This window comes from Nocardia sp. NPDC057272, assembly GCF_042668615.1.
Taxonomy (GTDB): Bacteria; Actinomycetota; Actinomycetes; order Mycobacteriales; family Mycobacteriaceae; genus Nocardia.
In genome coordinates, this window is record NZ_JBHUYK010000008.1 from 226,956 (window position 1) to 237,555 (window position 10,600).

A 10,600-nucleotide genomic window follows, 5' to 3' on the forward strand; every position below is an offset into this window, starting at 1 on the left:
GGTGAGTGACGATCCGATCGAACTGAGCGATCCGGATGTGGTGATCGACGCGGCGACCGGCAGGTTGTCGTATCGGGGTGAGCCCTACAGCGGCGCGGTGACCCAGACCCGCCCCGACGGCAGCTGGCGCGAGTACTGGAGCTACGACGACGGCGACCGCGACGGTGACTGGACGGGCTGGTACCCCGACGGCACCATGCGCTACAACGGCGAGTTCTACCGCAACCGGCCCGTGGGCACCTGGCAGGAGTGGTATCCCGACGGCGCCCGCCGCCTGGAGGACGTCTACGACATCGAGGGCACACTGCTCACCCACTCGGTCTGGAACCAGGCGGGCGAGGTGATCGAATTCGAGGACGAGCGCACCCGCAAGGGCATCGCGGCCGACGCGTTGCCCGCGGACGATCCCGCGTTCCGCTGGGACGACGAGGAAGGCCGTCTGTACTACGGCGACGAGCCGTTCACCGGCAGGCAGTTCCGCCGCCCGGCACCGAGCAGCCCCATCACCGAACTGGCCGGCTACACCGACGGCTACCCCGACGGTCCGACGCGCGGCTGGTACCTCGACGGCACCCCGCGCTACACCGGCGAGTACGCCGATCGGCACGAGGTGGGCCGCTGGCGCACCTGGTTCCCCACCGGGAATCGCAAGGAAGAAACCGTTTTCGCCCCCGACGGCGCGCTGCTCACCCGGACCGTGTGGGACGAGGCAGGCACCGTGACCGCGCGGTACGGCGAGAACCAGGACTAGGCAACAGGAGTGCGCAGTGGCTGACGAGCTGGCCGGGGATCCCGATGTCGGATTCACCCTCACCACGGTGGTGGCCGACGACGACGGGATCACGGATCGGGCCGCCGCCCTGAGTCATCGCATCGCGAAAACGCTGGCGGCGCTGGGTCCGCCGGGCTGGACCAAGGTCGAGGCTTCCTTCGCGCTGACGGCGGCGGCCGAGGTGTCGATGGTCGTGTTCCACGATGAGCAGGAGCGGTTCGCCCGGGTGTTCCCGAGCCCGGAACTGCTGGATCTGCTGCGTGAGCACCGGCACCTGTCCGCGTCGATGGGCGACGGGCCGTGGTGGCGCTACCTGCTCACGCTGAGCAACGCGGGCCGGATGAACGTCGAATTCGACTACGGCGACGACCCGTTCCCGGACGACCAGCTCTTCCCGCCGACGGTGTACCGCACCGACATCGAGATCTATCCGCGCGATCGGCTGCCGATCTGGCTGGCCGCCTACATCGGTCACGGTAACCGGCAGATCCGCACGCCGCTGGCCGCGGCCGAGCAGGCGCGTGCCGATACCGCGGCGGGCCGCACCGCCATCGGGTCGGCGCCGGACGTGGAATTCCCGCCGCTCGATCTCCTGGCCCGCCGGTGGGCGCTGATCGCCGCCGCGTTCGTCGCGATCGGCTCCAAGTGGGGGCCGCGCGTGACACCGGCCTTCCACGTCTTCGAGGGCTCGAAACACAGCGGCTCCACCCTGTGTCTGCTCCCGGGCGATCGTGCGGTGCTCTCCGGCGGGGTATGGGACGCACCGGAACTCGATGCCGTCTACAACAAAGACCTGCCGATGCCGCAGTTCTTTCTCGGGGCCCCCGACTGGGTCGCCGAGCCGGTGATCAACCGCCGCGCCGAGAACGGTCTGCTGAGTTTCTGCTACTGGTGGGAGGGCGGCCGCTGGTATCGGGGCGCGTCGGCGGGCGCCGACGCGCTCACGTCCGCCGTCCCCGGGATGTGGGACACCAGGACCGTCGTCGACGTGCTGACCGGCTTGCTCGGCGCGAAAGCGGGTCAGGCGCAGAAGGAAGCGGTCCCCGGCCTGGTCGAGGCCGCCGAGCGTGGGGCTGTGGCCAGGGAGGCGTTCACCCGCGTCTTTCCCGACGATGTCTACAACGTCGATTCCGCCTGGTTCCAGCTGAATCTCGCCGGTTCGGCGGGCACGCACACCGTCGGCCTGGCGACCTGACCTACGGCGTCGTGCTGTTGCGTGGGTGTGGCAGTTGTGGTGTGCTCGCTAACCGACGGGCTGGGCGCGACGGCCCGCGAGTCGGAGGGAACCGGGAATGGCCAACGAGCACGCCAAGGCGCAGATGGCGGACATCCTCGAGACTGTCCAGACCCAGATGCGTGCGATCGCGCAGGTCCAGCAGGACCGCGCCAAGATCATCGCCAGCGCCACCGTGCGCAAACGGGTGACGGTGACGGTCAACGCCGACTACAAAGTCATCGAGACCAAGTTCACCCCCGACATCGACGACCTCACCTACACCGAGATCGCCAAGGCCGTGACCGAGGCCGCGCAGCAGGCCTCGGTGGAGGTGGCCCGCAAGACACAGGCGCTGATGGCGCCGATCCAGAGCGAACGCGCCCGCCTGCCGAAGATCACCGAATTGGTCGACGACATGGACGGTTTCGCGATTCCGCAGCCGGTGGAAGCCTCGCTGGAGCCGCCCAACTCGCCTGAGCGGGAACGGCTCTCGACCGACGAAGAAGACGGATCCCGTGATCCGTCGCGGCCCGCTACCGACGCGGGCTGGTGATCGCGATGGTCGGAGATGGTCGAACCATCGCCACCAGTGAGATCGCTGCTGTACATGCGTAATTCATGTGACAGACCGTAGAATCGTTAGCAAGCCGTGCGAATCGGCGGTGTCGTGGTAGCGGTGCCAGGCGGGGCGCGAGGCGACACCGGTACGGACAGGGAGGGTCGACTTCATGACGGGACCATCGGCGCAGGATCAGTGGGCGGGGCTGCGTTCGGCAGCCTCGGACGGATCGCTGATGCTCGAGCCGTCGGCGTTGCCGAACCTGGTCGAAGCCGCCAACAACGCGCGTTACTGGGTCAACTCGGTGAAATCCCAGGTGGACATGGTCTCGAACCTGCCCGAGTTCTCCTCACTGGAGTCGGGTAAACAACTGTCGAAGCAGTTCGAAGGCAAGGCCGGTCAGCTGCAGACCGTACTCGGTAAGCACGAGACGGTCCTCGACAATGTCGCCAACACCTTTCTCGACGCGGCCCGGCATTACAAGGGCGCCGAGGACGGCAGCAAGGTGGATCTGGACGCGCTGCGTACCAAGATCGAGCAGGGCAGAAGCGCCGGCATGGCCAAGACGCCGCTGCCGCCCACGGTCCTCCAATTCCCGGCGGTGGCGACCGCGGTCAACCTGCCGAAGGTCCTGTCCGACGGCAAGACCTTCGATCCGGCCGGAATGAAGGCGGAGGGCCCCGGCGGCTACAACTACAACGAACTCCAGGCGATCATGAATTCGCTGTCGACGGTGCCCGGAAATCTGGCCCACACCGCGTTGTATTGGGGCAGGCTGGCAGGTTGGCTGAAAACGGGTTTCGACGACCTGAACGCCAAAGTCGAAGCGAGCAAGAAGAGCTGGACCAGCCCGGGCGGCGCCACGCGCGCCATGTCGGCGATGTCGGCCTACCACGAGGCCAACGGACTGCTGGTCGATCAGACCAAACAGGTGGCCGCAGCGCTGGATTACACCGTCGGCTGGATCAATGCCACCTCCAAAGGGCTGGCGACCGCGCTCATGTTGCCCCGGTGCTACTCCGATCCCAACGGCTCGCAGGCACAGGCCGACAAGGAGGCCTGCGCCAAGAACGGTCGCCAGGTCATGTGGAACACCTACGTTCCCGGACTCAACAGCACTACGAGCCACATTCCCACGCTGCCCGATCCGACCGCGCCGTCCTCCGGAAACGGAACCGGCAACGGGAACGGAAACGGCAACGGCAACGGAAGTGGGAACGGCTCCGGAAACGGCAGCGGGAGCGGCTCCGGTTCGGGGAGCGGGTCGGGTTCGGGCGACACCTCCGCCGCGTTCAAGAAGGCCATGGCGGAGCTGCAGGAACAGAAGTCCGGTAGCCAGCTGGGTAACGGCAGCGGGGATACCACGGGCAACGGCTCGCTGGGGTCGACCGGTTCGACGGGTTCGACGGGGTCGTCCTCGACCGATCAACTGACCTCGGCCCTGCAATCCGGTCTCGAACAGGCCAGTTCCGCCGCGCAGTCGGCCGTGGAACAGGCGACCTCGGCCGCGGAACAGAGTGCCCTGGCGGGTATTCCGAGCTCCGCGGCGCTCGGTTCCCTGCAGGACCAGGCCAAGAAGGCGCTCAGCGCGGCGAGCAAGGGCGGCGGTGGCGGCGGAGGCTCGGGTTCCGGCGGCGGTGGCGCCGGTGCGGGCGCCGCGCCGCTGTCGCCGAGCCTGGACAGCGCGTCCAAGCTGTTCCCGCGAGCTTCGGCCACCACGGGTATGGAGGGCTTCCGCACGGGCGTCGCGTCGTCGGCGGCCGGCTCGCCGATGGGTGGTATGCCGATGTCGCCGATGGGTGGCGCCGGCGGTGGTCAGGGCCAGCAGAAGGAACACAAGCGGGCCGACTACCTCGACTCGACGACCCACCTGGACGAAGCGCTCGGTGACGCGCCGATCGTCGCGAGGCCGGTGGTGGAACAGTGACGCCCACCTGGGAATTCACCGGCGACGAGTTCGATGCGCTGTGGGCAGGCATCGACGAGGAGTACATGCCGGACCCGTTCATCCACAGTAGTGAGCCGAGCACCTCCGATGAGGCGGAGTTCACGCTGAAACACAACTGGATGACGATCAAGCAGCGCTGGGGGCACGAGCTCGACGACATCATCGAGGTGCTCACGCATCCCGATATCCGGCTGATCGTGCGCGGGTACGGCGGTGGTGAGCGACTCACCGATCCCGCGTTCTCGGTGCGTATGCTCGCCGCGCGCAAGGGCGACGTGGGCTATCTGGTGCGTCAGCGTCCCGGCCGAACCCTGTACCACGCTGAGGGATTCGTGATCACCCGCCACGATGCGCTGTCCCTCGGTGACGTCGTCGCAGGCCACCTGCCCCAGGCGGAAGCGGGGCGCAGCCAGGAGATCCGCCTCGACGAACCGGCCGATGACCAGCTCGACCACTCGTACGGCCGCTCGCTGGTTCAGCACTACGACGACGATGCCGCGGTGCGGACGTTGACCTTTCAGCAGGCGCCGCTCGACCGCGACGGCTTCATCGACATCGAGCAGGGCTGGTCGCGATTCGGTCCGCGCGGCATCGTGCGCTTGCGGCTGGGCTGGCGCGACCTGACCGATGACGGTCGCTATGTGCTGGTGCCCGGCACGCCGCGGGTGGCTGTCGGCGCCGATCGCAGGCGGGTGGTGTCGCTGATCAACACTCAGATCGCGGAAGTTGTCAGAGCCATCAGGGACGATCGGGCGTAATGATGCCGGGCCAGACGGAAAGGGGAGCCGTGGACGAGTTTCCGACCGAGTTCAGCGCGTCGTCGGTGACGGGCGCGATCGTGGTGCGTACCACCGAGCAGGGACTGCCGGTGGGGATCACGGTGGATCGCGAACAGGTCCGTCGCGACCCGGCCGAGCTGGCCGCCGAGATCCTGCGGTTGTGCCAGAAGTCGGCGAAGCGGGCGGGTCTGGCGCGGCGTAATCAGCTGGCGGAGGCGGGGTTCGACCCGGCGTTGCTGGCGGCGACGGGACTGCCCACCGAGGCCGAGGTCGCGGCGGCGGAAATCGTCGAGGAGCAGGAATACGACACCGAGCCGGACAGCTGGCTGCGGTCGGTCTAGCGAGCGAAGAGGGGAGGACAAGGCGATGGTCGAGACCATGGACGAGCTGATCGCGAAGGTGCAGGGTCAGCTCTATCGGTTGCAGGATCTGGCCGATGCCACCAACGGCATCCGGGCGCAGGAGGTTTCGCCCGACGGCGCGGTGACGGTGACGGTCGACGGCGCGGGCGCGCTGGTCGGGCTCGAGTTCAGCGCGGCGATCGCCAAGTTGTCACCGGCTGATTTCGAGCGCGTGCTGGTACAGACCGCGCGGGCCGCCGCGCATCGCGCCTTCGGTGAGCGAGCCGAGCTGGTAACGGCGTACAACCGGGCAGGCACGTGAGATTCAACTGATCTTCACCGCAGATTTGTGTGGTGTCAGGGCCGGACGGGTAGATAAAGTAACGAAACACCATGGGCTGTTTCGAGATTGGACGATAGCCATGAACCATGTTGCGGTAGTTCCGGACGCAGTTCGTGCGTACGCGGGTGCCTCGGCCACGATGGCGGCGGGGGTCGCCCAGGCAGGCGCGGTCGACCAGGTCGCCACGATGGCCGCCGCGGTGCCCGTGTTCGGCCTGATCGGCCAGGAATTCCTGATGTCGTTCGCGTACGCGCAGGCCAACCACCTCACCTCGGTGGCCCAGCTGGCCGCGGTGCACGCGGGTACCGCGTTGACCGCTACCCAGGCCGCCGCTACCTATGAGGGCGCCGACGGCGCGTCCAAGCTGGGTATCTCGGCGGTCGATCAGTAGCGATGACGTATCCAGGGGGAGATTCGGCCGGCGTGGCAGCGTCGGTCGATCCGACTGTGCTCGAGGTGCTGCGCGGTAGTTCGTTCGCGCCGATGCTCGATCAGCCGGTGAGTCAGGTGCTCGGCTCGATGGGGTTGCCGCAGCTGCCGCAGCTGCCCGAGTTCATCCAGCTGCCGGAGATGCCCGCGCTGCCGACGATCGATCTGACGGCGCTGATGCAGCCACTCACCGAGCTGGCCTCCGCGTTCGGCACCGGTGCGCTCGGGAGCACCGGCGCGACCTCGGGCACCGGCACGTCGAGCAATCCCGCTGAGGCACTGACGAATATCTCCTCGGTGCTCGAGACCGTGATGTCGCTCGGCTCGACCGCGCTGCAGACGGTGATGCAGCTGTGGCAGAGCTCCGCGGCGACGGAGGCGACCACCAAGGCGACCGCGGCCCAGGCCGACGGCGCCAAGCTCGCCACCCAGAGCACCCAGGAGAAGGCCGTGCTCGCCCAGGCGGCGGGCAATGTCGCCGTCGGCGGCGCCAAGCTGGCCGCGGTGATCGCCCGGTACTCGGCCACCCTGGCGCTCGCTCCGCTCTACGTGCTCACCCCGGGTGGTCAGGCGGTGCTGATCGCGGCGACCATGGAGGCGATGGCGGAGGGTCTGGCGATCACGGCCGAGACCAAGGCCGAGATGGTGGCGCGCAGCGGCGAGATGGTGCAGGCGGGTGAGAAGGTCGAGGTGACCAACGCGCCGTCCGGCGTCGACGCGAGCAGCGAGTCGCTGAGTCAGCTGATGAGCCTGATCACGCCGTTGATCAGCACCGCGAGCACCGCGGTCTCCTCGCTCGGTTCACTTGCCGAACAGGTGAGTTCACTGTCGACCAGCACCACCGGCTCGACGACCACCGGCACCGAGATCTCCGCGACCGGTGAGGAATCCGCCGAGGAACTGGCCGCCGCGAGTGGTGTAGGCGGGGGCGGCGGTGCGATCGGTGGGGTCGGTGCGATCGGCGGCGCCGGGTCGTCGTCGTCACCACTGAGTCCGTGGCAGGGCGGTCGCGCCAGTGGTCTGTCCACCGTGGGTGCCACCGGCGCGGTCGGTGGCGCGGGCGGCACCACCTCCGGCGGCGCGAACATGACCACGGCATCGGCCGGCGGCTCGTCGCCGGGAATGATGCCGATGGGCGGTGCCGGTGCGGGCATGCCGATGGCGCGCGCGGTGGAGGGCGGCGGCAACGAGGCCGTGCACTCGCAGCTGGTCACCGGAAATCACGGCGACGAAGTCGTCGGCCAGATCGCGGGGGTGGCGACCCCGGTCGTCGGCGCCGCCGAACCGGTGGTCACCGATGCTCCGCCGGACAAAGAACTCTCACTGTGACGCGGCACGACCATGACAGGAGTGGCAGATGAGTAACACCTTCGAATTCGATTCGGCCGCGGCGAGCAAAGCCGCGGCAGCGCTGGACGGCATCGCCGACCGGCTCACCACCGAACTGACCGCCGTGGCACCGACGCTGCACGTGGCACCGGCCGGTACCGAGGAGGTGTCGGTGCGTGCCGCGAACACGGCCAACGGCGTCGCCGACGACTACCTGACCGGAGCCGAGGCGGGTGCGCACGAGATGAACAAGCTCGCCGCCACCCTGCGCGCGCAGGTGAGCGAGTTCGACCAGATGGAAACCGACAACACCAGCGGCTTCAACGGATAATGATCGAACCACCGCAGCCCGGCTTCACCGGAGTGGTGTGGGAGGCGCGCGAGCCGGACAAGCTCGCCACCGACCTCACCGCCGGTGCCGGACCGATGCCGATGGCCGACGCGGCCGCCGCCTGGACGCGGCTCGCCGCGGCCTTCGGCGCGGCCGTGCTCGACTACGAGCAGGTGCTGCAGACCTTGCGTGGCTCCTGGAAGTCCGGGAGCAGCGAGCTCGTGTGGGAACGGATCTCGACGCTGCGCGAGTGGTTGCTCGAGACCGCGGCGGCCGCGACCGCCAACGCGGCCAGGATGCAAGCCCAGGTCCTCGCCTACGAGGTGGCGGCCATCGCCATGCCCAATACCGCCGACATCGCCGCGATCACGGCGATGCAGCAGGCGCTGGAACAGGTCGGCGCCGCCCTCGGTGCGCCGATCAAGGCCATCGCGGCGCAGACCGACGCCGATGCCGACATGGCCAAAGCCGTTGCCTCCCGGGTGATGCGCAGCTACGAGGCGGCCACCGAACCGCTGGCGACGCCGTGGTTGCACGCGCCGCCGCCGCCGATCGCCCCGGAAGCCGCGCTCACCGGCGAGAAGTCGGGCCAGAGCGCGTCGCCGACGCCGACGGCCGGGGCGATGCCCGGGATCGGCGCGATCGGCCTCGGCGCGCTGCCGTCGATGCCGGCTCCGGTGCAAACCGCCTACCGTGCGCCGACTTTCGTTCAGTCCGCGACCACGGTGAATGCCACGACGCAGGCGGCCCCGGTCACCACCACCCCTGCCGGCCAGTCCGCGCCGCTCGTCCCCGGCGCGATGGCGCAGGGCGGAGGCCAGGACTCGGCTGCCCGCTTCCCGCGCGCGGGCCTCGCCTACGAGGAGTCCGACCAGCTGGTCGCCGAAGGCGAGATCCAGGCCGCGCCCGCGGTGCTCGGCGTCGCCGAGCGCGCCGCCGCGCAGACCGGCGGCACCGCCACCGCGGAGGGACGGCCATGACCACGCTCACCAACGACGCGCTGCTCGCGGTCGCCGACCGGCTCGGTGTGCAGACCCTGCCGCTGGTGCTCGCCGTCGGCCCGCAGCAGGACACCTTCGACGCCTGGCGCGCGGCCCGCGACGCCACGGTCGCCGAACTCACCGCCACCGGCATCTTCGACAGCTACGGCGATGTCGAACCCGACCTGGCGGGCGCGCTGCACACCCTGGCCCAGCCCGACGCCGAACTCGTCGCCCGTGGCTACGGTGACGACGGCAGGCGGCGAATCTGCCTGGCTCGCCGCGGTTCCGGTCACGCCAGCGCGGTACGCATCGGCGAGACCTTCGAGATCGCCACCGATGCCATCGACGGATCCGACCGCGAACTCGCCCGCCTGCTACTGGCCGCGCTGCCGACCTGCGCGCCCGCCGAGGTAGCGCCGGTGAGCGTCGCGGCCGACGACCTGGCGGCGCGCCTCGACGCGGCCGACACAACTTCCCAGTACGTGGACGCGATGTATGCGCTCGGTATCGACGCGCACCAGGCGACCGTGCTCGGCGCGGCCTTCGGCACCTGCCATGGCTACACCGAGATCGTCGCCGTAGTCCACCACGACGGGCTGACCACCCGAGCCCCTGGCGCGGTCGCGGTGTACGACACCGCGCGCGGCCGGATCGTCGTAGCGCCGATGACGGCGCCCGACGGGCAGGTGTGGTCGACCATCACGCCGGGCACCGATCACCGCCTCACGCAGGCAATCGGTGCGCTCCTCGAGGGGCTTCCCGGTGGGGGGTGGCGGCCAGATTAAGCCATCTCTCGTTTCAACCATCAAGTAGGAAAGGTTCGGCACATGCCCCCTCAGGGACCAGTAGGTGTAGAAGCCGGCGGCGTAGACGGCGTCGTCTCCAAGCTCGAAGGCAGCATCAACAACCTCCGCACGTCGGTCAGCCAGATCGATGACGCCGCCCAGGCCGTGCTCCGCGGCTGGAAGGGTGACGCCTCCGACGAGTTCGTGAAGGTCGCCCAGGCCTGGCACGACGAGTCCGACGCGCTGAACAAGAAGTTCGACCGGCTCACCGAAGCGGTCAGCTCCGGTAAGTCCACGCTGGTGAACATGGACAGCGCAGGCCTGTCCGGTGGTGGTTCCACCGGCGGCGGCAGCAGCTACACCAATCTCTGACCGCGAATCAGAAACGAACAGGAACTGAGCTCATGACCATTCTTTATGATCCCGCGGCGATGAACGAGCTGTTCAGCGACCTGCAGACCTACGGCGGGAAGATGAAGGGCGAAATCGACGAACTCGAGGGCGCCGCTTCGGATTTCCGCAACAACCTGCAGGGTGACCAGGCGATCTCGACCTTCGACACCGCGCACAAGAACGTCACCACCGAGCTGACCGACACCCTCGACAAGCTCGACAAGCTCGCCGCTCAGGTCGAGTCCGCGCTGAACCGCGCACTCGAGGCCGACGGCAAGGTCGGCGACGGTTTCGCTGATTTCTAGGAGCTGAGTTATTGGAGCGCTGGTGCGCTCGAGCGCGGCCCCTGAGGGGCCACCCGAAAAACGGGGCGGGACTCGTGCCTTCGGCAC

The 10,600-nt window shown here is 68.7% G+C and carries 14 protein-coding genes; all 14 read left to right on the plus strand.

Translation table 11 applies throughout. The features are described from left to right. Position 1: 1 nt before the first annotated feature. Positions 2–751, plus strand: coding sequence for a toxin-antitoxin system YwqK family antitoxin (locus ACFULV_RS14820; protein ID WP_378656701.1), 750 nt, complete (start codon positions 2–4; stop codon positions 749–751). 16 nt (positions 752–767) lie between these two features. Then, positions 768–1,967 (plus strand): hypothetical protein, encoded by a 1,200-nt coding sequence (locus ACFULV_RS14825; RefSeq protein ID WP_378632304.1) that lies wholly within the window; start codon positions 768–770, stop codon positions 1,965–1,967. A gap of 97 nt (positions 1,968–2,064) precedes the next feature. Next, complete coding sequence (locus ACFULV_RS14830; RefSeq protein WP_101464408.1) at positions 2,065–2,541, plus strand: YbaB/EbfC family nucleoid-associated protein; 477 nt, start codon at positions 2,065–2,067, stop codon at positions 2,539–2,541. Positions 2,542–2,716: 175 nt separating this feature from the next. Then, entirely contained in the window at positions 2,717–4,474 is a 1,758-nt protein-coding gene (locus tag ACFULV_RS14835; RefSeq protein WP_378632309.1) for a hypothetical protein, read from the plus strand. Beyond that, entirely contained in the window at positions 4,471–5,253 is a 783-nt protein-coding gene (locus ACFULV_RS14840) for an ESX secretion-associated protein EspG (protein ID WP_378656704.1), read from the plus strand. Before ACFULV_RS14835 ends, ACFULV_RS14840 begins: the two co-directional genes overlap by 4 nt. Before the next feature lie 29 nt (positions 5,254–5,282). Further along, complete coding sequence (locus tag ACFULV_RS14845) at positions 5,283–5,615, plus strand: hypothetical protein (RefSeq protein WP_378632314.1); 333 nt, start codon at positions 5,283–5,285, stop codon at positions 5,613–5,615. A gap of 25 nt (positions 5,616–5,640) precedes the next feature. Continuing rightward, on the plus strand, positions 5,641–5,937 hold the full coding sequence (locus ACFULV_RS14850) for a YbaB/EbfC family nucleoid-associated protein (RefSeq protein WP_378632317.1): 297 nt from the start codon (positions 5,641–5,643) through the stop codon (positions 5,935–5,937). A 100-nt stretch (positions 5,938–6,037) separates the two neighbouring features. Next, entirely contained in the window at positions 6,038–6,349 is a 312-nt protein-coding gene (locus ACFULV_RS14855) for a type VII secretion target (protein WP_378632320.1), read from the plus strand. Positions 6,350–6,381: 32 nt separating this feature from the next. Beyond that, positions 6,382–7,716 (plus strand): hypothetical protein, encoded by a 1,335-nt coding sequence (locus tag ACFULV_RS14860; protein ID WP_378656706.1) that lies wholly within the window; start codon positions 6,382–6,384, stop codon positions 7,714–7,716. A gap of 28 nt (positions 7,717–7,744) precedes the next feature. After that, positions 7,745–8,047, plus strand: a complete 303-nt coding sequence (locus tag ACFULV_RS14865) for a PE family protein (RefSeq protein WP_378656709.1) — start codon at positions 7,745–7,747, stop codon at positions 8,045–8,047. Further along, on the plus strand, positions 8,047–9,027 hold the full coding sequence (locus tag ACFULV_RS14870) for a PPE domain-containing protein (RefSeq protein ID WP_378656712.1): 981 nt from the start codon (positions 8,047–8,049) through the stop codon (positions 9,025–9,027). The genes ACFULV_RS14865 and ACFULV_RS14870 overlap by 1 nt, the downstream gene beginning before the upstream one ends. Further along, entirely contained in the window at positions 9,024–9,815 is a 792-nt protein-coding gene (locus tag ACFULV_RS14875; protein ID WP_378656715.1) for an ESX secretion-associated protein EspG, read from the plus strand. The genes ACFULV_RS14870 and ACFULV_RS14875 overlap by 4 nt, the downstream gene beginning before the upstream one ends. A 42-nt stretch (positions 9,816–9,857) precedes the next feature. Next, positions 9,858–10,187 (plus strand): WXG100 family type VII secretion target, encoded by a 330-nt coding sequence (locus tag ACFULV_RS14880; RefSeq protein ID WP_101464399.1) that lies wholly within the window; start codon positions 9,858–9,860, stop codon positions 10,185–10,187. Between the two features lie 32 nt (positions 10,188–10,219). Then, positions 10,220–10,513: a WXG100 family type VII secretion target gene (locus tag ACFULV_RS14885; protein ID WP_378632332.1), complete on the plus strand. Its 294-nt coding sequence runs from the start codon at positions 10,220–10,222 to the stop codon at positions 10,511–10,513. The last annotated feature ends 87 nt before the right edge of the window (positions 10,514–10,600 follow it).